The 21,777-nt window shown below is 30.8% G+C and carries 23 protein-coding genes; 10 read left to right on the top strand and 13 right to left on the bottom strand.

Annotation, left to right across the window (positions count from 1 at the left end; genetic code table 11):
• Window positions 1–2: 2 nt before the first annotated feature.
• Window positions 3–1,016, top strand: a complete 1,014-nt coding sequence (gene gap / locus ACZ451_RS10875; protein ID WP_464212302.1) for a type I glyceraldehyde-3-phosphate dehydrogenase — start codon at window positions 3–5, stop codon at window positions 1,014–1,016.
• Entirely contained in the window at window positions 1,013–3,244 is a 2,232-nt protein-coding gene (locus ACZ451_RS10870) for a tetratricopeptide repeat-containing hybrid sensor histidine kinase/response regulator (protein ID WP_464212300.1), read from the top strand. The genes gap and ACZ451_RS10870 overlap by 4 nt, the downstream gene beginning before the upstream one ends.
• On the opposite strand, the gene lpxK is transcribed toward ACZ451_RS10870, so the two are convergent.
• Window positions 3,234–4,232 (bottom strand): tetraacyldisaccharide 4'-kinase, encoded by a 999-nt coding sequence (gene lpxK / locus ACZ451_RS10865; RefSeq protein WP_464212298.1) that lies wholly within the window; start codon window positions 4,230–4,232, stop codon window positions 3,234–3,236. The genes ACZ451_RS10870 and lpxK overlap by 11 nt on opposite strands.
• Before the next feature lie 51 nt (window positions 4,233–4,283).
• Between lpxK and ACZ451_RS10860 the strand changes: the two genes are divergently transcribed.
• The 3 genes from ACZ451_RS10860 to ACZ451_RS10850 all read left to right on the top strand — a co-directional run bounded on the left by ACZ451_RS10860 (window position 4,284) and on the right by ACZ451_RS10850 (window position 6,684).
• Window positions 4,284–5,378, top strand: coding sequence for a Nif3-like dinuclear metal center hexameric protein (locus ACZ451_RS10860; RefSeq protein WP_464212296.1), 1,095 nt, complete (start codon window positions 4,284–4,286; stop codon window positions 5,376–5,378).
• A 3-nt stretch (window positions 5,379–5,381) separates the two neighbouring features.
• Complete coding sequence (locus ACZ451_RS10855) at window positions 5,382–6,161, top strand: zinc ribbon domain-containing protein (RefSeq protein ID WP_464212294.1); 780 nt, start codon at window positions 5,382–5,384, stop codon at window positions 6,159–6,161.
• Between the two features lie 97 nt (window positions 6,162–6,258).
• Window positions 6,259–6,684 (top strand): DUF4174 domain-containing protein, encoded by a 426-nt coding sequence (locus ACZ451_RS10850; protein WP_464212292.1) that lies wholly within the window; start codon window positions 6,259–6,261, stop codon window positions 6,682–6,684.
• A gap of 115 nt (window positions 6,685–6,799) precedes the next feature.
• Here the strand turns inward: ACZ451_RS10850 and ACZ451_RS10845 are convergent, their stop codons facing one another.
• A complete protein-coding gene (locus ACZ451_RS10845) occupies window positions 6,800–8,146 on the bottom strand; it encodes an FAD-dependent oxidoreductase (protein ID WP_464212290.1) in 1,347 nt (448 codons plus the stop codon).
• A 183-nt stretch (window positions 8,147–8,329) separates the two neighbouring features.
• A complete protein-coding gene (locus ACZ451_RS10840; protein ID WP_464212288.1) occupies window positions 8,330–8,878 on the bottom strand; it encodes a ClpP family protease in 549 nt (182 codons plus the stop codon).
• Between the two features lie 235 nt (window positions 8,879–9,113).
• On the opposite strand from ACZ451_RS10840, the gene ACZ451_RS10835 reads away from it, so the two are divergent.
• Genes ACZ451_RS10835 through ACZ451_RS10825 form a run of 3 tightly spaced genes read left to right on the top strand, consistent with a single transcriptional unit; the run spans window position 9,114 to window position 11,470 of the window.
• Window positions 9,114–9,782, top strand: coding sequence for a hypothetical protein (locus ACZ451_RS10835; RefSeq protein ID WP_464212286.1), 669 nt, complete (start codon window positions 9,114–9,116; stop codon window positions 9,780–9,782).
• Window positions 9,766–10,947, top strand: a complete 1,182-nt coding sequence (locus ACZ451_RS10830; protein ID WP_464212284.1) for a peptidase associated/transthyretin-like domain-containing protein — start codon at window positions 9,766–9,768, stop codon at window positions 10,945–10,947. Before ACZ451_RS10835 ends, ACZ451_RS10830 begins: the two co-directional genes overlap by 17 nt.
• Before the next feature lie 55 nt (window positions 10,948–11,002).
• Complete coding sequence (locus ACZ451_RS10825) at window positions 11,003–11,470, top strand: GNAT family N-acetyltransferase (RefSeq protein ID WP_464212282.1); 468 nt, start codon at window positions 11,003–11,005, stop codon at window positions 11,468–11,470.
• A gap of 100 nt (window positions 11,471–11,570) precedes the next feature.
• On the opposite strand, the gene ACZ451_RS10820 is transcribed toward ACZ451_RS10825, so the two are convergent.
• Both ACZ451_RS10820 and kynU read right to left on the bottom strand, forming a co-directional pair.
• Window positions 11,571–12,626: a M12 family metallopeptidase gene (locus ACZ451_RS10820; RefSeq protein WP_464212280.1), complete on the bottom strand. Its 1,056-nt coding sequence runs from the start codon at window positions 12,624–12,626 to the stop codon at window positions 11,571–11,573.
• Window positions 12,627–12,754: 128 nt separating this feature from the next.
• On the bottom strand, window positions 12,755–14,032 hold the full coding sequence (gene kynU, locus ACZ451_RS10815; RefSeq protein WP_464212278.1) for a kynureninase: 1,278 nt from the start codon (window positions 14,030–14,032) through the stop codon (window positions 12,755–12,757).
• A 116-nt stretch (window positions 14,033–14,148) separates the two neighbouring features.
• Here kynU and ACZ451_RS10810 point away from each other — a divergent pair, with 116 nt between their 5' ends.
• Window positions 14,149–14,790, top strand: a complete 642-nt coding sequence (locus tag ACZ451_RS10810; protein WP_464212276.1) for an O-methyltransferase — start codon at window positions 14,149–14,151, stop codon at window positions 14,788–14,790.
• Window positions 14,791–14,813: 23 nt separating this feature from the next.
• Here ACZ451_RS10810 and ACZ451_RS10805 read toward each other — a convergent pair whose 3' ends face one another.
• The 8 genes from ACZ451_RS10805 to ACZ451_RS10770 all read right to left on the bottom strand — a co-directional run bounded on the left by ACZ451_RS10805 (window position 14,814) and on the right by ACZ451_RS10770 (window position 20,895).
• On the bottom strand, window positions 14,814–14,999 hold the full coding sequence (locus ACZ451_RS10805) for an energy transducer TonB (protein WP_464212274.1): 186 nt from the start codon (window positions 14,997–14,999) through the stop codon (window positions 14,814–14,816).
• Entirely contained in the window at window positions 14,951–15,442 is a 492-nt protein-coding gene (locus ACZ451_RS10800; RefSeq protein ID WP_464212272.1) for a hypothetical protein, read from the bottom strand. Before ACZ451_RS10800 ends, ACZ451_RS10805 begins: the two co-directional genes overlap by 49 nt.
• A gap of 32 nt (window positions 15,443–15,474) precedes the next feature.
• Window positions 15,475–16,050, bottom strand: coding sequence for a phosphatase PAP2 family protein (locus tag ACZ451_RS10795; protein WP_464212270.1), 576 nt, complete (start codon window positions 16,048–16,050; stop codon window positions 15,475–15,477).
• Between the two features lies 1 nt (window position 16,051).
• Complete coding sequence (locus ACZ451_RS10790) at window positions 16,052–16,333, bottom strand: Sec-independent protein translocase subunit TatA/TatB (RefSeq protein ID WP_464212268.1); 282 nt, start codon at window positions 16,331–16,333, stop codon at window positions 16,052–16,054.
• 116 nt (window positions 16,334–16,449) lie between these two features.
• Entirely contained in the window at window positions 16,450–18,753 is a 2,304-nt protein-coding gene (locus ACZ451_RS10785; RefSeq protein WP_464212266.1) for a M1 family metallopeptidase, read from the bottom strand.
• Between the two features lie 60 nt (window positions 18,754–18,813).
• Window positions 18,814–19,323 (bottom strand): DUF6702 family protein, encoded by a 510-nt coding sequence (locus ACZ451_RS10780; protein ID WP_464212264.1) that lies wholly within the window; start codon window positions 19,321–19,323, stop codon window positions 18,814–18,816.
• 53 nt (window positions 19,324–19,376) lie between these two features.
• Window positions 19,377–20,150, bottom strand: a complete 774-nt coding sequence (locus tag ACZ451_RS10775) for a carboxypeptidase-like regulatory domain-containing protein (protein ID WP_464212262.1) — start codon at window positions 20,148–20,150, stop codon at window positions 19,377–19,379.
• On the bottom strand, window positions 20,137–20,895 hold the full coding sequence (locus ACZ451_RS10770) for a carboxypeptidase-like regulatory domain-containing protein (RefSeq protein WP_464212260.1): 759 nt from the start codon (window positions 20,893–20,895) through the stop codon (window positions 20,137–20,139). The genes ACZ451_RS10775 and ACZ451_RS10770 overlap by 14 nt, the downstream gene beginning before the upstream one ends.
• Window positions 20,896–21,036: 141 nt before the next feature.
• Between ACZ451_RS10770 and pepE the strand changes: the two genes are divergently transcribed.
• The gene (gene pepE, locus ACZ451_RS10765) at window positions 21,037–21,729 is read left to right on the top strand and encodes a dipeptidase PepE (RefSeq protein ID WP_464212258.1); all 693 of its coding nucleotides are present in this window, start codon (window positions 21,037–21,039) and stop codon (window positions 21,727–21,729) included.
• The last annotated feature ends 48 nt before the right edge of the window (window positions 21,730–21,777 follow it).

The following is a 21,777-nucleotide window of genomic DNA, read 5'->3' as shown; positions in this document are numbered from 1 at the left end:
TAATGAAAAAAGTAACTATTGGTATTAATGGCTTTGGACGCATAGGAAGAACACTTTTTAGACTATTACAAGAACACCCACATCTAAACGTTGTTGCTATTAATGATTTAGCCAATACGGAAACGCTAGCCCATTTATTAAAATACGATAGTATTCATGGTATATTTCCACATACAATAACGCACACTACAAATACTATTAGTGTAAATAACAAAAATGAAGTTGCTATTTTAAATGAAAAAGAACCAAAAAACATAGATTGGAAGAAATATAATGTAGATATTGTTGTAGAAGCAACTGGAAAATTTAAAACGAAAGAGCAGCTAAAGTATCATATTAAAAATGGCGCAAAAAAGGTAATTTTATCAGTTCCTCCAGAAGATGATACTATAAAAATGGTTGTTATGGGTATTAATGACCATATTATCAATAAAGATGATATTTTTATTTCTAATGCATCATGCACAACAAATAATGCTGCTCCCATGCTAAAAATTATTGATGATCTATGTGGAGTGGAACAAGCATATATTACTACAGTGCACTCCTACACTACAGATCAAAGCTTACATGATCAACCTCATAGAGATTTAAGAAGGGCCAGAGCTGCCGGACAATCTATTGTTCCTACAACAACTGGTGCTGCAAAAGCTTTAACAAAAATATTTCCTAATTTAGACGGATTAATTGGTGGGTGTGGCATTAGGGTCCCTGTTGCAAATGGATCATTAACAGATATTACTTTTAACGTAAAAAGAAAGACATCAATTCAGGAAATTAATGATGCTTTTAAAGAAAATTCTGAAAAAAAGCTAAAAAAAATCCTCTTTTTTACAAAAGATCCAATAGTTTCTATAGATGTAAACAATAGTTACTATTCTTGTACGTTTGATTCTCAGATGACTTCAGTTATCGGGAAAATGGTAAAAATAATTGGTTGGTATGACAATGAAACTGGATATAGCAGTAGAATCATTGATCTTATTAATTTATTAAATAACAAACTATATATTTGAATTTAGAACTATTACATATTAAAAAAACTAGTATTATTACTATTTTACTAGCGGTGTTATTTTCTCAAATAATATTTTCGCAAGAAAATGAAGTACCACAAAGTGAAATAAACGCTTATTTTGAAAATTCTAGAATCTCGAAAAATCAAGATAAAATAAGTGAAGCGCTCATTTATTTAGAAAAAGCGACCAAAGTAGCCGAAAAAAATGAAGATATAAAAGCATTGATAAATTGCTATCATGAGTTTGCTTTACTTTATTTAAAAATCGACAATAGAGATAACACCTCATATTATTTAGGACGAGCTGATGTTTTATTAAAAGATATAGAGTACCAATATGGTAACGCAGTTCACAAATACGTAGAAGCTTTACAACATATAAAAAGTCAACAATATAAAATTGCTAGTAACTTACTTGATGAAGCTTCTGAAATGACAAATGTTCGTAATTTAACATTGAACATTCTCTTAGCAAAAAGTTTTGCTTATTTGCACTTACATAGATACGATGAAGCCTCTAAATATTTTAACTCCTTATTGATTAACAATGATCTTGTTGAAAAAGAATATATAAAAACCAGAGCAAATGTTGGTTTAGCTAAGTTATATGAAAATAAAGAAGATTATAACACTAGTATGAAATATGCTAAAAGTGGATTGAAAATAGCTGAGAAAAATAATTTTTATAGAGAAATATTTGAGCTTAATAACTTTTTGGCAAAGACAAGTGAAACTGTTGGAAATTACGAAAATGCAATTAATTACAATAAAAGTATTATTGCCATAAAAGATTCTATCTATACTGTTGCAAGATTACAGTCTGAAATTAAGGCGGCAGACATTGCGCATCTAAATTCGATGAAAAAAGAAATTTCTAGGCAAGATAGGGAAATCGAAGAATTAAAAGAATCTGCCAGTAGAATTGAGATTACAGCAATATTAACTTCTGCATTTTTAACTATTATTTCTCTTTTAGCAGTTTCACTCTATAGAAATAATCAAATAAAGTTAAAAACCAATGATCTTTTACAAACTAAAAACGATCAATTACTTACCGCAAGAGATGCAGCTGTACAAGCAATGGAAACAAAAACAACGTTCTTATCTACGGTAAGTCATGAATTAAGGACGCCACTTTATGCGGTTACTGGGCTTACCCATTTACTTTTAGAAGAAAACCCTAGTGAAAATCAAAAAGAACATTTAAAAGCATTAAAATTTTCTGGAGACTATCTACTAAGTTTTATTAATGATATATTACAACTTAATAAAATTGATGCAGACAAGTTAGAACCACTACGCGTGGAGTTTAATCTTAAAAAGGCATTAACTGAAGTAATTAATTCATTAAAACAAAGTGCAAAAGAAAATAAAACAAAAATAACATTAGAATACGATCAAAGAATACCAGATACTCTTTTGAGTGATTCTATGAAATTATCTCAAATATTTATAAATCTGGTTGGTAATGCTTTAAAATTTACTAAAGAAGGAGAGGTAATCGTTATTGCAAAATTACTTCGTAAAATAGAAGATAAAGTAACCATATATTTTGAAGTTAAAGATAATGGTATTGGAATAGCCGAAGATCAAATAAAAAACATTTTTGAAAGTTTTGAACAAGGCTCTATACAAATAAATAGAGAATATGGTGGCACTGGATTAGGACTTACTATTGTTAAAAGCCTTTTAGGGTTATTTAATAGTAAAATTCATCTGGAAAGTGAATTAGGAAAGGGGAGTTCTTTCTTTTTTGAAATAGAAATGGATAGTAATGATGTAACTACAGTTACTGATGATGCTCCATCTTTTGAAATAACACCAGAAGAACATACACTTAAAGGCTTACATATTTTAATTGTGGAAGACAATAAAATAAACCAAGTCATTACCAATAAAATGCTCCTTAAAAAAGAAATGACATCAGATATTGCTAATAATGGTACCGAAGCAATAGAACTCGTTAAAGCTAATACATATGATGCTATTTTAATGGATATTCATATGCCAGGAATAAGCGGAGAAGAAGCGACTATAGAAATTAGAAAATTTAATACTACTATACCTATTATAGCGCTTACTGCAATTTCTTTAGATGATAGTCTAGAGAGTTTCTATGCAGCTGGATGTAATGATGTTGTTACAAAACCTTTTAAACCCGAGGTTTTCTATGAAAAAATTGGTGAAAATATCTTCAATAAAAAATTTAAACCTACTACTTCATAACTGACTTTATACATTCTTGAAGCATTCCTTCTCCTTTATTTAAAAATTTATGAGAGATGCTAATGTAATATAGATTTTCAATTTTACCTTTTAGTCTCACATAGTCTTTTTCTGTAGTCAGAATAAATTCTTTAGAATTAAATAATTCTAACTCTTTGTCAGTAAAAAAATGATGGTCTCTGTAATGTAGATGCTCTATTTTTATTTCATTATCAGTTAAGTAAGAAAGTAAGGGTTTGGGGTTAGCAATGCCCGTTACTAATGTAATTTCTTTTCCTTTTAAATGCTTTACAAATAGTTCTTCTTCGCCGCCTTTTAATTGTGTATCATATGCCAAATAACTAAATATTATTTTTTGATGCAATTCTGGTTTTATTTTTTTGATGATCGTATTCATTTCGGTTGCACTAATTTCTTTAGGACATTTTGTAATGACTATAATAGAAGCTCTTTTAGCTTCCCCCCTACTATCTCTTAAATTCCCAGTGGGCAAATACCAATCTTCAGTATATAAATTATCATAAGCAGTAAGCAATATAGCTAAAGAAGGTGTAACTTTCCTATGCTGATATGCATCATCTAAAAAAATAATATCTGGACTATACTTCTCTTCTAAAACCTTAATAGCATGTCTCCTATCAGCATCTACAGCTACAATAATTCTTGGAAATTTAGAGAATATCTGAAAAGGTTCATCTCCTAAATCTAAAACCGTTGTAGTTGTATTTGCGACTACAAATCCTTTAGATTTTCTACCATAGCCTCTACTTAGAACACTAATCTTGTAATCATCTTTAAAAGATTGTACCAAAAACTCTATCATTGGTGTTTTTCCTGTACCACCAACACTTAAATTACCTACACATATGGTTGGAGTATGGAACGCTCTTGATTTTAAAAAACCTATATTAAATAATACATTACGGAGGTAAACCAACGCACCATAAACTAAAGATATTGGAAAAAATAATTTTCTTAATAGCTGCACAGCAACGAAAATATAATATTTTATCTTTGGTACGCATATAAAATTTTTAAAATGATTGTAAAACAAGTAACAGAGATCTTAGAGCAACTAGCACCGCTATCTTATGCTGAAGATTTTGACAACGTAGGCTTGCTGGTTGGTGATATCAATACTGAAGTTAAAGGTATTTTAGTAACTCTAGATACACTAGAAAATGTTATTGACGAAGCAATTTCTAAAAACTGTAATCTCATTGTTAGCTTTCATCCAATTGTTTATAGCGGCTTAAAAAAAATTACAGGTGCAAATTATGTGCAAAGAGTAGTTATAAAAGCAATACAAAACAATATCGCTATTTACAGTATGCATACTGCCTTAGATAACTCTTATAATGGTGTAAATGCAAAAATTTGCGAAGTTTTAGGGCTTACAAATCAAAAAATACTAATTCCTCAGAAAGGAACAATCAAAAAACTCATTACCTATATTCCAAAAAATGATGCTCCTAAACTAAAAACTGCATTATATAATGCTGGTGCTGGTACTATTGGTAATTATAGCAATTGTAGTTTTACTGCTACTGGTGATGGAAGCTATAAAGCTGCTGAAAATGCAAATCCAGTAAAAGGAGAAATCGGAAAAACACATATAGAAGAAGAAGCACAAATAAATATTACATATTCAAAATCTAAAGAGAAAAACATCTTAAAAGCATTGTTTAAAAATCACCCCTATGAAGAAGTTGCCTATGAAATTCAGACATTAGAGAACCATAATCAGTATATAGGTATGGGGATGATTGGAGAATTGGAACATCCTATGGATGAAATTGATTTTTTGAGTTTTGTAAAACAAAAAATGAATGCTTCCTGTATTAGGCACTCGCAATTATTAGATGAAAAAGTAAAAAAAGTAGCTGTTTTAGGCGGAAGCGGTGCTTTTGCTATTAGTGCTGCCAAAGCAGCTGGCGCCTCTATTTTTATCACTTCGGATATAAAATACCATCAATTTTATGAGGCAGAAAACAAAATGCTTATCGCAGATATTGGACACTATGAAACTGAGCAGTTTACAAAAAATTTATTAGTTGACTATCTTACAAAAAAAATCCCTAATTTTGCAATCCATTTATCAGATAGTAAAACAAATCCCATCAAGTATTTTTAAAATATGGCAACAAAGAAAGAAACAACTGTAGAGCAAAAATTAAGAGCATTATATGATTTGCAATTAATAGATTCTCGAGTTGATGAGATACGCAATGTTAGAGGTGAATTACCTTTAGAAGTAGAAGATTTAGAGGATGAAGTACTTGGTCTTAAAACTAGAATAGAAAAGTTAAAGACCGATGTAGAAACGATCAATTATGAAATTACTGCCAAAAAAAACATGATTGATGATGCTAAAACTTTAATGAAAAAATACAACGAACAACAAAAAAATGTTCGTAATAGTAGAGAGTTTAACTCCATTACTAAAGAAATTGAGTTCCAAGAGTTAGAAATTCAATTAGCTGAAAAAAATATTAAAGAATTTAAAGCACAGATAGATCAGAAAAAAACGGTAGTTTCTGAAACTAAAGGACGTTTAGATGAACGAGAAACGCATTTAAAACATAAAAAAAGTGAGTTAAATGCTATTTTAGCTGAAACAGAAAAAGAAGAAAAAGCACTTCTTGAAAAATCGGCCGATTACCAAAAGCAAATCGAAGAGCGCTTGGTAATAGCCTATACCCGTATCCGAACTAATGTAAAAAATGGTTTAGCAGTTGTTCCAATAGAAAGAGGAGCTTCAGGTGGTTCATTTTTTACCATTCCACCACAAGTGCAGGTAGAAATTGCTTCGCGCAAAAAAATTATTACAGATGAGCATAGTGGTCGTATTTTAGTAGATCCTGTTTTAGCTGAAGAGCAACAAGAAAAAATGCAGAAAATGTTTTCTAAGTTATAAAAACTTTAAAAATAAAAATATCTAAAAAACCTTAGCAAAAGCTAGGGTTTTTTTGTCTGTAATTTTTAAATATCTTTAATATGCTTAAAACTAAAAAATGAAGCAATTTGTAACGCAATTAATCACCTTAAGTTGTTTTCTCTTTTTTTTAAATTTTACTATGGCACAAAATTTATCAGATTTTAAATGGAAAAACAGAGTGATACTACTTATAGACGCTACCCAAAATAGTGAACATATACAACAACAAATTAAAATTTTTAAGCGTAATATTAAAGATTTTGAAGAGCGAGATTTAATTTATTTTATAGTAACGCCTCATCTAGTTTTTAACCATACAGGAACTAAAATAACGCTTAATGGAATTGAAAAATATGTAAACAAAGATTTTAAAGGTTTAATACTTTTAGGCAAAGATGGTGGGGAAAAATTAGAAGAATCTTTTGTTGTTTCTGCTGAATATATTTTTGCGTTAATTGATAAGATGCCTATGAGACAGCGTGAAATGAATTCCCAGAACTAGTTTTACATAAAACTACTTTAAAATGTAGAAAAATACTCGATTTTATTTTCTTTATTTATCTCAATAGCATCTATTATAATACCAGCAATTTCCTTTTCATCAAATTATTTTTTTGCTACACCGAAAGTAATTGTAATATCTTATCTTCAACAAGCTTACTATCCCAAATGGTATCAATATTAGGCATTTTCATAACTTCTTGCATAATTTTTTCTTGCATATCACCTTCTGCTAATGCTTCTGCATAAGAATGATCAGAAAATGTAACTCGTGAATAGACTGGAATCCATTTTTCTGGATGTTTAGACGCAAAGTGTTTTTCTATTTTTTTCTGAAGTAAAAAGTTAGGGTTTGCCGTTTTACTACTCATCTCTAAAAAATTACGATAACTCAGCTCAGCAATAGCATCTGCATTCGGTTTTCGTTCTTGTTGGTATGCTTTAAAAATAGTTTCCCAATCGTCTCCATGCTTCTTTATCATTTCATTTAAAACATAAATATCCTCAAAACCGGCATTCATTCCTTGCCCATAAAAAGGCACCACAGCATGAGCCGAATCGCCTACTAAAGCTACTTTATCCCAATAGGTCCAAGGGAAACATTTCATTGTAACCATGGCACTTGTTGGGTTTTTAAAAAAATCGACTAATAAATTTTCAAAATCGTTTTGAACATCTGGAAAATAGGTTTCAAAAAATATTTTAGCCTGCTCTTTTGTTTTTATATTCTCAAAAGACACTTCACCTTCAAAAGGCATAAAAAGTGTACATGTAAAGCTACCATCTAAATTTGGCATAGCAATAAGCATAAATTTTCCACGAGGCCAAATATGAAACGAATTTTTATCTAACTTATGGGTACCGTCCTCATTTGGAGGAATTGAAAGTTCTTTATAGCCTATATCTATAAAATCTTGCGAATAATCAAACCTACTTCTTCTTTGCATTTTATGGCGTACTCTAGAAAAAGCCCCATCACAACCAAAAACATGATCATACTGATATTCTTGCCAAGCGCCTTTTTCTGTATCACCTGTATATAATTTGGCTTCAGGTAAATTTACATCCCAAACTTTTTCTTCAAACTTAAAAGTAACTCCAGCATTTTCTGCTAAGTCAATCATTTTTCTATTGAGAATCCCTCTAGATATAGACCAAATAGCTTCTCCTTCTTTCCCATATTTCTGGAAATATTCTGGAGTATCAATAACATGCATTGCTCGCTTATCTAATGGTATTGCAATTTCTTTAATTTGAGTTTCTAAACCAACTTCGCAAAGTGCTTTCCAACCCCTATTGCTCATTGCCAAATTAATTGATCTTCCTGAAAACTCTACGTTTCTAATATCTGGCCTTCTATCAAAAACGGTAATAGTATGCCCTAGTTTTCTTAGATAAATAGCTAGTAGAGATCCTACTAATCCAGAACCAATAATAGCAATATTCTTAGGCGATTGTATCATATAAAATCATTAACGTATAAAAATAATAAAATTAAGTAAGAGCTGTTGTAAGGAACAATATATGTTTTAGACTTATATATTGTAATTAATAAATTTTCCGCCTTGAGCGCCTATATATATCTAAAAAGTCCTTCACATTAAATTTGCGAAGGACTTTTTTTATGAAATCTATCTTTCTTTAATTTATTCTAAAATTCCGTCTACAATACCATAAGCTAAAGATTCTTCGGCACCCATCCAATAATCTCTATCAAAATCTTTCATTACTTTATCGTAATCTTGCCCACAGTTTTCTGCTAAGAGTCTAGCACTTAGCTCTTTTGTTTTTATAATTTCTTTTGCTTGTATTTCTATATTAGATGCTTGCCCTCTAGCACCACCACTTGGCTGGTGAATCATTACTTGAGCATGAGGTTGTATAAATCTTCTTCCTTTTTTACCTACAGATAGTAAAATAGACCCCATAGAAGCTGCTAAACCTGTACAAATTGTAGAAACTGGGCTTTTTAATGATTTAATAGTATCATACATTGCAAAACCAGAGGTTACATAACCTCCAGGACTATTAATATATAATTGTATTTCTTTATCGTTTTGCATATCTAAGTACAATAAACGATCAATAACATGTTTTGCAGAATCGTCATCTACCATACCCCAAAGGAATACTTTACGTTCTTCCAATAGTTTTTCATCAATTGCCTGTTGTATTTTTACTTTTTTAGAACTCATTTCTTAATTTCTTATGTATACATCAAAAGTAAAGAATATTTTAAAACTGACTAGAAGTAAATGAATAAATATAAGCTGTTATTTTTGATTCCTTTTTTACACGTAATAAAAAACAATTCTAAAAGAGTACAGTCAAAAACTACTCATCTTTGCATATATCAGCTTAAACTATTTTAAGTATCATAAACACTTTTAGAAGTACCCTAAAAGGGTTTATCTTTGCAAAAAAATAAAAATGAGACATTTACTTACTTTTGCTACTATTTCACTATTACTAGTATTATCATCATACAACATAGTAAAAAACAACGACTCAGTTACCATAAAGCCAACAACAGAATTAAGCATTTTAGAAAAAATAGCTAACGCTAATGGTTTTGAAAACTGGAAAAATATTGAAGAGATTAATTTTACTTTTAATGTGAATGAGCGAACAAAACGCAGCTGGTCTTGGAAACCAAAATCTAATATAGTACGCCAAGATACGATTACGTATAACCGAAATACAATTACTCCAGAAAGTCCTGAGTACAAATTAAATGGTGCTTTTACAAATGATAAATATTGGCTATTAGCGCCCTTTAATCTTATTTGGGATAAAGATAATTTTACACATACACATATAAAACAGGCTACTGCACCAATTAGCGATAAGCTAATGCAAAAATTAACCATTGTTTATAGTAATAAAGGAGGGTATACTCCTGGGGATGCTTATGATTTTTATTTTGAAGATGACTTTATCTTAAAAGAATGGGCATTCCGAAAAGCAAATCAAGAAAAGCCAAATCTAGTGACTACTTGGGAAGATTATAAAGATTTTAATGGGCTAAAAATAGCTAAAATGCATAAAAACAAAGAAGGGAATTTTAAACTTTTCTTTACTGATGTATCAGTTAAATAGTTTTAAAATTCTTCTACTGTTATTGAGTAATTTCTCTTTTTGTTTGGCCCAAAACCAACATAAAGGAGTTATTTTAGATAGTGATGATATGCAACCTATTGAGTTCGCTAGTATTTATAACTCTGAAGATTATACAACTAGTAATTCGGATGGACGATATGCTTTCTCTTCTTCTAAAGATTCTGTATTCTTTTATATTATTGGGTATGATAAACTAGCAACTACATTTCGCAAACTAAAAGACACCATTTATCTTAGTAAAAGTGTTTTTAAATTAGATGAAGTAGTAGTAACTAATGCTAAAACTATACTTCAGAGGATTAAAGATTCTATAGCCGTTAATTATCTTTTAGAACCACATTCAGAAAAATTTACACTCAGGGCTCTTTTAAAAAAGAATGATTCCCTTGTTAGAATTCAGGACGTGCAAGGTAAAATACGCCGAAAAACATCTATTTACGCTGGTTCATTAGAACTTAAAAAAGATGATTATCAGGTAGAATTGCTCAATATGCGAAAAATCGGTATTAAAAAAGATGAACAAAAAATTTACTACAATTTTCCTTCATTTTATTTTATATTAAAGGAATTTGTTCGTTTGAATGCCATGGGTTTAGATTTTGAAGTTATTGAAAAACCTTATGAAAATGATGACAAAATACGTGTAGAATTCAATGCTATCGAATCTGAAACTGTTACATATAAAAGTAGAGGTCACTATATTATTGATAATAAAAATAACGCAATTCTATCTTTTCATGCATTAATACATGCAAAAAATCCACCCTATAATCAATTTGACAAAGGTAAAAACAGATTATTGAAATTAGAAGTGCATGTCTTTTTCAAAAAAGATAAAAACACTAATAAATATTACATAGTACAAGGGAAACGTTCTTCTATTGTAGAAATTACAGATGAAAACCAATCGTACACAAATAAATATCAAATGGATATTACTCTGAATACATCTGAGAGTTTTGGTGATTACAACGTAAAAAGCAATATCAACGAACATAAAGATATCTTTAAATTAAAATACCCCTATAAATCGCAATATTGGGAGGGTCAAAACCAGCTTTTATTGACTAATGAAATGAAAGATTTTATTAGTAGAATGGGCAAAAAAAATACTCAATTTAAAGTAAAAAGTAATCTAGATTAATGTTTTTATCTTATTTTAATCTATAGCTAAAAGAAAACAACTTCTTCTAAAAAAAATGGTTAAAATTATTAGAACTCATTCTAAAAACACAGATTTTATAGCATTGGTAAAAGACCTTGATGCTTATTTAGCCATAACAGATGGAGAGGAACATTCTTTTTACAATCAATTTAATGCATTAGATCATATAAAACATATAGTACTTATTTATGAAGGTAAAAAAGCGATTGCATGTGGAGCTATGAAAGCTTATAGTGCTACTACTATGGAAATTAAACGCATGTACACTTCTCCTGCATATAGAGGAAAAGGTATTGCAACAAAAATTTTAAATGAGTTAGAAAATTGGGCTGCTGAATTATCATATCAAAAATGTATATTGGAAACAGGGGTACGCCAACTTGAGGCTATTGCATTATATCAAAAAAATAAATATAATTCTATTTCAAATTATGGCCCTTACAGTACTGTTGAAAGCAGCTTATGTTTTGAGAAAAATATTTTTAAAGATATTGAGCCCTAAAAAAGAAATCAACCCAAGCTTAAGATATTAAAACAAATCCCGCTGAAAAAGCGGGATTATTTATCAGGATATAAATCCCTAGTTATAAACCAATTTTATACTAATTACATCTAGCGATAAAGTTCCATCTTGTAAAATCTCTTTCAAATAACCTACCTCTAAAAGTTACCCTTTGCCCTACCCTATAGCGTCTAAACCTAGACCACTCTTCTACACCGTCACATGGGTTACTTGGTGTATCTGGTATATCTGGATTTGTATCTGTAGATGGGTATAAAGAATTGGTACCTTCTATATCTAAAGCAGAAATCCTAGCTTGCCTCCTTGGTAAAGTATTTCCATTTAAATCTGTAATTGTAGGTAATCCATTCTTACTAAATGTAAAACTACCATACATCATAGTAGAATTCACATCAAATTGCCCAGTTAATAAAGTTGCAGAATTACTCTTAAAAAACTGGTCTTCTGCACCATTTTGAATATTTTCAAAATTAATAATGACGGCATTATCTCTATCCGAACGATTCTGTTCATGGATATATCCTAAGGTATGCCCTAGTTCATGAATAATTACTACTGCTGTAGCCCTTGTTCCTAAACGTATAAACCCTCTAGAACCATTCATTCCTAAAGTAGCTACTCCAGAATTGCTATTAGACCCAGAAGAGGAAATAGTGATATAATTAGCTTGGTTTGTACGTTCTCTAAATCTAACATTTGTTTTACTAGTCCATTCATCAAAAGATTTTTGAAGTTCGGAGCGTACAGCAGTACTCAGCCCATCTATATCATAGTACACAATACCGTTAGTCCATTTACGAACACCTCCACCAAGTCCTAAACTAGCTTCAGCATCACCCGGTGTAGGGTTATCATTAAAATTATTAGCAGTATCAGATAATTGCTCTGCAAATAATCTGGTATCACTTCCAACTAGGCTATACGTACCATCTGCTTCTAAATTTACTTTTACAAGATCACCTAAAAAATACTTTTCTATAAATTTTGCATTTTCTGTGTTTACAAATAGTTCATCATCTAAAGACGTTTGATCTTCAGTACTAATATTATCATCTTCTTTATTACATGAAATAAAGCAAATTACCATAAGGATAAGCAAAGTAAAAAGGTGTTTTGTGATTTTTTTACGTTTCATCTTTTTGTTTTTTAATGTTCATATTTAAATAAGGTTTGAGGATTATAACTTAAATATGTACGCATTAAAATAAGATATGGTAATCTAGCAACTTGTTTTTTCGATGAACGGTAAGCATTAAAATAAGCCTATTCGCTTAAATTTTCTTGTATTCCTCTTTTTAATATTTGTCCAAAATGATACATATCTTGATAAGAACAGTAGAAAGGTGCAGGTGCTAAACGGATTACATTAGGTTCTCTCCAGTCGGTAATTACACCATTTTTCATTAAGTAATCAAAAAGAGATCTTCCCTGACCATGCAAAAAAACGGATAGTTGACAACCTCTTTCTTTTGGTGTAATAATTTCAAAACTTCCTCTTACCTCAGCATCAATTTCTTGAAGTACAAATTCTAAATAGGCCACTATTTTATTTCTTTTCGCTATTAAAGCATCCATGCCTACTTCTTCAAATAATTCTAAAGAAGCTAGATAAGGTGCTGTTGCTAATATTGAAGCATTACTCAATTGCCAAGCATCAGCATTTTCCATAGGTTCAAACTCAGGCTTCATTAAAAAACGAGTTTCTTTTTTAGTGCCCCACCAACCTTCAAAACGCGGAATATCTTTTCTGTTTAAATATTGTTCATGGATAAATATTCCTGAAGCATTTCCTGGACCGCTATTCATATATTTATAACTACACCAAGCAGCAAAATCAACATCCCAATCATGTAATTTTAAAGCTATATTTCCCACGCCATGTGCTAAATCCCAACCTACATAAGCACCTACCGCCTTACCCGCTTTGGTGATCTTTTGCATATCAAAAACCTGACCTGTATAATAATTTACGCCCCCAATTAAAACAAGAGCCAATTCTTCTCCTACTTCATTTATTTTTGAAATAATATCTTCTGTGCGCCAATCATGTTCTCCGTCTCTCTTTTTAAGTTCAACTATGGCAGTATCGGGATCTAAACCATGAAACCGCATTTGACTTTGAAGCATATATTGATCTGATGGAAATGCTTTTTCTTCACATATAATTTTATATCTTTTTTTGGTTGGTCTAAAAAATGATACTAGTAACAAATGAAGGTTAACGGTAAGTGTATTCATTACAGATACTTCTTTTGTCTTAGCTCCTACTACTCTAGCTAAAGGTGCTGCTAAACGTTCATGATAATCCCACCAAGGCTTTTCTGCATAAAAATGACCTTCTACCGCTAATGCCGCCCAATCTTGCATAACTTCATCTACAAACTTCTTACTTCGCTTAGGTTGTAAACCTAAAGAGTTTCCTGTAAAATAGATTACATCTTTGCCATTTACTTTTGGAATATGAAATTCTTGTCTGTATTTGCTAAGTACATCTTCTGTATCTAATTTTTGAGCAAATTCTAATGAATTTTTAAATTGCATTTGATTTCATTTTATGTAAAAATACGGATTAGAAAAGAAAGAAATATAAAAATTTTTATGCCTTTTAAAGGCTATTATACTTAATGCTTATTATGTATTTTTGTTAAAATTATCTTATGCATTTTTTATCACCGCTATTAGAAAATTACATTGCTGATCACTCCGAGGCAGAACCAAAAATTCTACAAGAATTAACAAGAGAAACACATCTTAAAATTATACAACCTAGAATGATTACGGGTCATTTTCAAGGGAGAGCTTTAAGCATACTTTCTAAAATTAGTAGTCCTAAAAACATTTTAGAAATTGGAACATACACTGGTTATTCTGCCATATGTTTAGCTGAAGGCTTAAGAAAAGATGGTGTTTTGCATACTATAGATATCAATGAAGAATTACGAGATATCCAAAGACGTTATTTTGACAAAAGTGAATATGGTTCACAAATTATGCAACATACTGGAGATGCACTAACTATTATTCCGCAATTAGATGTGGTTTTTGATTTGGTTTTTATTGATGCAGAAAAAACAAGTTATGACCATTATTTTGAAGCTGTGTTAAAGAAAACAAGGACTGGAAGTATTATCCTTTCTGATAATGTATTATGGTCTGGAAAAGTAATTGAACCTTTAAATCCGAAAGATAAAGCGACCAAAACACTATTAGCTTATAATAAAAAACTAAAAGAAGACCCTAGAGTAGAAACCGTTCTATTACCCATCAGAGATGGGCTGACTTTGAGTAGAGTATTATAATTTATCTATACTAAACAATATTTTTATTTCAAATGAATACGGATTGGGAGAAGGATTCTTTTCTTAATCGGTTTTCCAAACTGATAACCAGGAGTCCAATCAGGGATTTGATTAGCTATTTCAATTAATTTTTGATCGATTTTTTCATTTATACCATTAATTACGATTGGATTTTCGACTTTTCCGTTTTCATTAATATAGAATTCCAAAAAAACTTTTTTCCAACTTCATCTTCAACATCTAATTTAGAAATCATTAAGCGACCTGTAATAAATCTATTTAAATTGACTGACCCGTCTTTAAATTCAGGTTCTACAATCCAGTTTGGTAATTTTAGTAAGCTATCACTAAGCGCAAGTGCTTCCTGCTTTAAATCAAAACCTAATTGAGTACTTAAAAGAGAATTCATTGTAGAATCATAACAATTATAAAATTTGAGTGAGTCTTGATCTATAAACATCCAATCAACGTTAAAGCATTCTTTTAATACGTAAAAATATGTTTGTTCTACAGGTAGTATTTCTAAGGAATGAAATGTATAATTTGATTTTTTAAAGTCATTTTGAGCTTTAGCATTGGCTGTATCACAATCAGTTCGTTTACAATATGTAAGAGATACAAATATGACTATTACCAAGATAATTTGTTTCATCTTAAATATACTACAATTACAATACCAACAATCTATCTTATTTCTTTTTTCTGAATTCTATTATCGAAATATCTATGATACAAACTATAAAATAAATTAGCCGATAAAACACCTACAGTGGCACCAACTATAATATCTAAGGGATAGTGCACACCTACGTAAATACGACTTGAGACAAACAATATTGGCCATATATAAAACAACCATACCCATTTTGTTTTAGTCTTTAAAAACAGTACTACTAAAGTTGTTATAGAAAAAGAAGTGGAGGCATGACCTGAAAAAAAGCTAAATTCACCAGGTTTGGTCAATACACGAATTAAAGTATTTATGGTAAAATCTTCAGAAGGTCTTAAACGGGAAACAACTTCTTTAGTAAAATATGTAATTGCTAAAACAAATACAATAAGAAGCACTAGGGTAAGTCCTTTTAAAAGTCCTTCTTTTCTAGAGTGTTTAAAAATTAATAAGTAAAAAAACAATAGATAAAGCGGAATCCATGTAGTAATTTTAGTAATAAAAAGCCAAAAATAATCGTATTGTTCGGTACCTAAGCCATTTAGAAAAATTAATGTTTCTCTATCCCAAGCAATCAGCTCTTCAAGCATCTTATTTTCTTTTGATTACGCCTGTCACCTCATTCACATTTTCTTTTACTTTATCAATTTCTTTCTTGATGTCTTTTGTAAAATCTGTATCTATCCCTTGTTTTTCAGCACTTTTCTGAATTTCTTGCTTAATATCTTCTGTAGCATCTTTTAATTGACGCATCCCTTTCCCTAAACCCTTTGCAATACCTGGAATTTTATCTGCACCAAATACCATTACTACAATGAACATAATAAAAAGTATCTCTGCTCCGCTTATGAATAAAAATATAGAATTTAGCATATTACAAATATAATCAGAACTTTTTCAGTCTATAAATAAAAAATAAAATCTTTACTATAAAAAAAGCTTCGTTCCTTGTAATAAAGAACGAAGCTTAGCATAAAATTTATTTTTAATTACTTTCCTTTAATTTGTTTTTTAAATTCCTGAAATTCTGATTTCTCTTCTTTCTTAGGCCAGGAATTATTAGTAGTATCGATATCAGCAGTCTCTAATTTAGGATCTACAGTAACGCTTACCAATTCTTTTTGTAATGAAAGAACTCTTGATACATTTTCTGGATTTTTTCTCCATATCTCAGCAGGATAAGTTACTATTTCTTTTGTACCATCTGCATAAGCATACTCTACTATAATAGGCATTGGTATTCCTCCTGGCTTTTCAAAAGTTACTTCATAGAAAAACTTAGGCTCTTTTACTGCAGCTCTTTCTTCAGCAGTCAAATTATCCATCATAAATTCTTTTAAAGTCTTAGAAAGTTCTGAAGGTTTTTTTCCTAACATTTTTTCATTATAATCTTCTGTACCTTCTTCTGCTAAATATACTAAAGGTCGTAAATCAGATACAGATTGTCCTCTAGCTGTTAACACCTCTTTAATTTTAGCTGTAGGCTTGTCTGTAACAATGTATTTCTTAACACCACCAACAGCAATATCTACATATTCAGTACTGTAAAACCATCCTCTCCAATACCAATCTAAATCTACCGCAGAGGCATCTTCCATAGTACGGAAAAAATCTTCTGGTGTAGGGTGCTTAAACTTCCAACGATGAGAATAGGTTTTAAAAGCATGGTCAAATAATTCTTTACCCATAACCGTTTCTCTAAGGATATTTAACGCTGTTGCTGGTTTACCATATGCGTTATTACCTAGTTGGTATACATTTTCTGGATTAGACATAATTGGAGAAATATACTCTTGATCTCCACTCATGTAATTTACAATTTTTGAAGGCTCCCCCCTTCTAGAAGGATACTTAGCATTTGGGGCAATAGCTTCTGGATATGCTTCCCCAAATTCTTGTTCTGCAATATACTGCATAAAGGTATCTAGACCTTCATCCATCCATCCCCATTGTCTCTCATCAGAATTTACAATCATAGGGAAGAAGTTATGACCTACTTCATGAATAATTACACTTATCATTCCATATTTAACACGATCAGAATATTTACCATCTTCTGTTGGTCTTCCATAATTCCAACAGATCATTGGATACTCCATTCCTTGTCTTTTAGCATGTACTGAAATTGCTTTAGGATAAGGATAATCAAAAGTGTGTGCAGAGTAAGATCTTAGTGTATGTGCCACTGCTTTTGTTGAATATTCTTCCCAGAGTGGATTTCCTTCTTTAGGATACATGGAAATAGCCATCACATCTTTACTTCCAACTTTAACAGCTTGCATATCCCAAATAAACTTTCTAGAAGTAGCAAAACCAAAATCACGAACATTTTTTGCTTTCAGCTTCCATGTTTTTGTTTTTTCTGAAAAAGATTTTTCTTTTGCCTCAGCTTCTTCTTGCGTTACAATAAGTACTGGTTTATTATATGATTTTTTGGCGCGCTCAAAACGCTTGATCATTTCTTTAGAAAATACTTCTTTCATATTCTGTAGCTCACCTGTACCATCTAAAACATGATCAGCAGGCACAGTAATATTAACTTCATAATCTCCAAAAGTTAACGCAAACTCTCCATTACCCCAAAATTGATGGTTCTGCCATCCTTCTACATCACTATATACTGCCATTCTTGGAAAGAATTGGGCAATTACATAAGCTCTGTTACCGTCTTTAGGGAAATACTCATATCCAGATCTTGCTCTGTCTGCTGTATGATCTACAATATTGTAATCCCACTTAACAGAAAAAGATATTTGTGCTTTACTCTTTAATGGAGTAGGCAAATCTATACGCATCATTGTTTGGTTAATGGTATAGGGTAATGCTTTGCCATTAGAAGCTTTTACATAGGCTATGTTAAATCCACCATCAAAAGCTTCTCTAATATTTTGCTTTACAAACCCATCAGGTGGGTAGGCAAGCTGAACATTACTGCCATTTCTTAAATTAGATTTGGTATCTTTTGTTCTTACATTCTGGTCTAATTGCAACCACAAAAATTCTAAATCGTCTGGTGAATTGTTAGTGTAGGTAATAGTTTCTTCGCCATATAACTTTGCATTCTTATCATCCAGCGTAATATCCATTTTATAATCTGCTTGTTGCTGATAGTACGCATGCCCTGGAGCTCCTGATGCAGACCTATACGAATTTGGTGTAGAAAACTCTTCATACAACTGTCTAAAAGGATTCTCGTTACTGTGTGGCGGTGCTTTTTTCGTGTCTTCTTGCGCAACTAACGTCGTTGAAGACACCAATATTAAAGCAACAAAATAATACTTTATTTTATCCATGATTTTAATTAATTTTTAGTCCTGCGAAAAGTAACGATTTTTTAAGAAATTCTTAACTCATTATTTTAAGTTTAACATACCTTTATCATTTTCTCTTGTAAGTACAAAGCTTTTCTTTTTAGCTGTAACTTTAAAATGTACAACATTCTGTTGTTCTTCATACCTATCCGTTAGTATTTCATTTACTACAGCAATACTTTCTATGCTATCCAAAACAACGTCTGTAATTTCTATGTAGCAAATCATAACATCATTATCATATGCCTTTCCCAAAAATTGGTATTTTGCATATTCCCCATCTATTTGTACTTCGAACTTAGCTTTGATGTACTTTTCTATATATTGGTCTATAGCCTCTAGTTCTTCTTCTGTTGCTAAATTTGGCTGTATCTCATAGCGCTCTTTTAAAGTATCTTCTAAATCATCTATAAAAATCCGAGAAATAATTTGTATAGCTTTATCTTTTTCTGAGTAGCTTATATTCGTTACACTAACATAAAATTTATGTATTCCCGTAAAGGCAAACAGTGGTAACGCAATAAGCAGTAAGCATTTCTTTAAAAATTTCATTTAATACCCTTTTAAAAATCAGTCAAAAATAAACAAATCATATGCCAAAAAAATTAATCTAACTTATTATCCACTCTATAAACTACACTCTTTTTTTTCAAAAAATTCCATATTTTTAATTGGTCGTGTGTATCTACTGTCGCAGAAAACAAAGAATCTGTTTCACAGAAATACATAAAATCATCTACTTTGATTAATGGTATTTTTAAATCTTTGATAAAAAGTGAATCTGCATAAAATTTACGAACACGTTCAGTTCGTGCATATTTTTTTTCCCTAGCAACCTGAGCTTTCAATTTTTTTGTCCTTCCAGAAATTCCATTTATAATTGGATTCAAAGGAACTAAACCGCCACCTGTAGTAGCTTCATTCAAGACCCTTTCGCTCTTTGTCCAAACCCTAGCATTAGCATTTGGCAAACCTAAAGTAGAAGCTGTAACTACTTTTTCGCTTTTAACATCTTTCTCTATAAAACCTGTTAAATTATAGGGCATTACCACTACTTCATCTAATTCGTTCACAGCTGGTTCTAAGTTTACTGTAATAGATTTGCTCGCTAATATTGTTGTTGTGATGACGATCTCTTTACGCTTGTACTGTATTGCAGAAAATACTATGGTATCATTTAAACTGGCACCAATAGCAAAGTACCCATCTATATCTGTTATAGTAGCCTTATCTGTGGTGATATTTAATACATGAGTAGCAGCGACATCTCCGTCTGCACTTGTGACTTTTCCTTCAACATATTTTGTGAAAAAATCTTGAGCATAGGTATTAAAAACACTCAAAAATAACACTAAAAAAAAAGTACTATTTTTTGTCATTCATTTCTTTTCGGTAGTGTTCGCTTTGCTTTACTAAAAAGTCTATTAATTCAAATTCTTTGTCGCTCTTTAAAAGTGATTGCGATGGTAGTTTTTCATCACAATAATATAAAAAGTCATTGATCTTATCTTTGGGCAACTGCAAATCTTTAGTAAAAAAATCATCATCATAAACCTGCCTTAATAGTTTACTAACCTTCATAGGCTTTTTCTCCTCACCTTTTTTAGGGTTTTTTTTCAGACCTTTTTTAATCGCTTTATAAATATTTACAAAGTTTATACCATTAGCTAATCCTCTTTCTTGTTGAGAAAGCGCTATGTTTTCTACCTCTGAAGTACGATCTATCTCATAATTAAATTCTTTAAACTCCTCGTTTTTCATTTTTATAAAGGCCTCTGTATTCTCTGGGCCCACAACAACTTCGTCTAACTCTGTTACTTTTTCATTTACCTCTACTACCAAACGGTTATTATCTAAAATAGTTTGGGTGATTTTTACGCGTTCTATCTTATAATTCACTGCATAAAAAACCAATTCATCCCCCACTTTAACATTAATTTGAAACGCTCCTTTAGAATTTGTAGTAACCCCTTTATCTGTAGTGGTATTAATAACACTTTCATTTTGTACTGGACTATTTCTATATAAAACTTGGCCTCTAAGTAATTTCCGATCTGGGGTTCCTTGGGCCACTAGTGTAGTAAAGCTCAGTAAAAATGTGATGGTTAAAAAAATATTTTTCATTGTAGTTGTTTAGGCAAAAAATTGTAATCTATGTATATGTAAAATTTTGTACTAGCTATAAAGAAAATGTAACTTAAGCTTAAAAAAAAGAATAGCACCATTAAACTTTTGTTAATTTGTACCTTAAAATACAAAAAAAGTATGAAAAAAATGATTCTTGCCAGTACCTCAACGCTATTTGGTGAAAAATATCTTTCCTATCTTTTAGAAGATTTAGCCCTCTTTTTTAATGCTATACACAACATTACGTTTATCCCTTATGCCAGACCTAGTGGATTAACACATGATGCGTATACAAAACTTGTTGAAAGCGCTTTTCAGAAAATTGGCAAAAAAGTGATAGGCTTGCATACTTTTAAGGACCCTATTGAGGGTATCCAAAAAGCAGAAGCAATTTTTACAGGAGGTGGTAATACATTTTTACTGGTAAAACAATTATACGACTTAAAACTAATGCCTATTTTAAAAAATAAAATAGAGGAAGGTTGCTACTATTTAGGTACTAGTGCTGGGAGTAATATTGCTGGGGTTAGTATGCAAAACAGTAATGATATGCCTATTGTTTACCCACCAAGTTTTAACACCTTAGGTTTGGTAAATTTTAATATTAATGCCCATTACTTAGATCCTGACCCTACAAGTACTCATAATGGTGAAACTAGAGAAACCAGAATTAAAGAGTTTCATCAGTACAATACCATTCCTGTTATAGGCTTACGAGAGGGGAGTTATTTACATATATCTGGAGATAAAATAATCTTGAAGGGAAATTTAACAGCACGAATTTTTGAACCTCAAAAACTGCCTTTTGAAAGTACAACTATTGACTATTAAAAACCCTAAAAAAGATTAAAAATTAGTTCATTCATAGTTGTTTTTCAC

Source organism: Allocellulophaga tsushimaensis, assembly GCF_055383085.1.
The sequence above is the reverse complement of the archived record's forward strand: the minus strand, read 5'-3'. Positions and strand labels throughout refer to the sequence as shown.

Bases quoted from the DNA above. Each gene is read 5' to 3' on its own strand.
- gap (WP_464212302.1), top strand. From the start codon at position 3: ATGAAAAAAGTAACTATTGGTATTAATGGCTTTGGACGCATAGGAAGA.
- ACZ451_RS10860 (WP_464212296.1), top strand. From the start codon at position 4,284: ATGATTGTAAAACAAGTAACAGAGATCTTAGAGCAACTAGCACCGCTA.
- ACZ451_RS10855 (WP_464212294.1), top strand. From the start codon at position 5,382: ATGGCAACAAAGAAAGAAACAACTGTAGAGCAAAAATTAAGAGCATTA.
- ACZ451_RS10850 (WP_464212292.1), top strand. From the start codon at position 6,259: ATGAAGCAATTTGTAACGCAATTAATCACCTTAAGTTGTTTTCTCTTT.
- ACZ451_RS10845 (WP_464212290.1), bottom strand. From the start codon at position 8,146: ATGATACAATCGCCTAAGAATATTGCTATTATTGGTTCTGGATTAGTA.
- ACZ451_RS10840 (WP_464212288.1), bottom strand. From the start codon at position 8,878: ATGAGTTCTAAAAAAGTAAAAATACAACAGGCAATTGATGAAAAACTA.
- ACZ451_RS10835 (WP_464212286.1), top strand. From the start codon at position 9,114: ATGAGACATTTACTTACTTTTGCTACTATTTCACTATTACTAGTATTA.
- ACZ451_RS10830 (WP_464212284.1), top strand. From the start codon at position 9,766: ATGTATCAGTTAAATAGTTTTAAAATTCTTCTACTGTTATTGAGTAAT.
- ACZ451_RS10825 (WP_464212282.1), top strand. From the start codon at position 11,003: ATGGTTAAAATTATTAGAACTCATTCTAAAAACACAGATTTTATAGCA.
- ACZ451_RS10820 (WP_464212280.1), bottom strand. From the start codon at position 12,626: ATGAAACGTAAAAAAATCACAAAACACCTTTTTACTTTGCTTATCCTT.
- kynU (WP_464212278.1), bottom strand. From the start codon at position 14,032: ATGCAATTTAAAAATTCATTAGAATTTGCTCAAAAATTAGATACAGAA.
- ACZ451_RS10810 (WP_464212276.1), top strand. From the start codon at position 14,149: ATGCATTTTTTATCACCGCTATTAGAAAATTACATTGCTGATCACTCC.
- ACZ451_RS10800 (WP_464212272.1), bottom strand. From the start codon at position 15,442: ATGAAACAAATTATCTTGGTAATAGTCATATTTGTATCTCTTACATAT.
- ACZ451_RS10795 (WP_464212270.1), bottom strand. From the start codon at position 16,050: ATGCTTGAAGAGCTGATTGCTTGGGATAGAGAAACATTAATTTTTCTA.
- ACZ451_RS10790 (WP_464212268.1), bottom strand. From the start codon at position 16,333: ATGCTAAATTCTATATTTTTATTCATAAGCGGAGCAGAGATACTTTTT.
- ACZ451_RS10785 (WP_464212266.1), bottom strand. From the start codon at position 18,753: ATGGATAAAATAAAGTATTATTTTGTTGCTTTAATATTGGTGTCTTCA.
- ACZ451_RS10780 (WP_464212264.1), bottom strand. From the start codon at position 19,323: ATGAAATTTTTAAAGAAATGCTTACTGCTTATTGCGTTACCACTGTTT.
- ACZ451_RS10775 (WP_464212262.1), bottom strand. From the start codon at position 20,150: ATGACAAAAAATAGTACTTTTTTTTTAGTGTTATTTTTGAGTGTTTTT.
- ACZ451_RS10770 (WP_464212260.1), bottom strand. From the start codon at position 20,895: ATGAAAAATATTTTTTTAACCATCACATTTTTACTGAGCTTTACTACA.
- pepE (WP_464212258.1), top strand. From the start codon at position 21,037: ATGAAAAAAATGATTCTTGCCAGTACCTCAACGCTATTTGGTGAAAAA.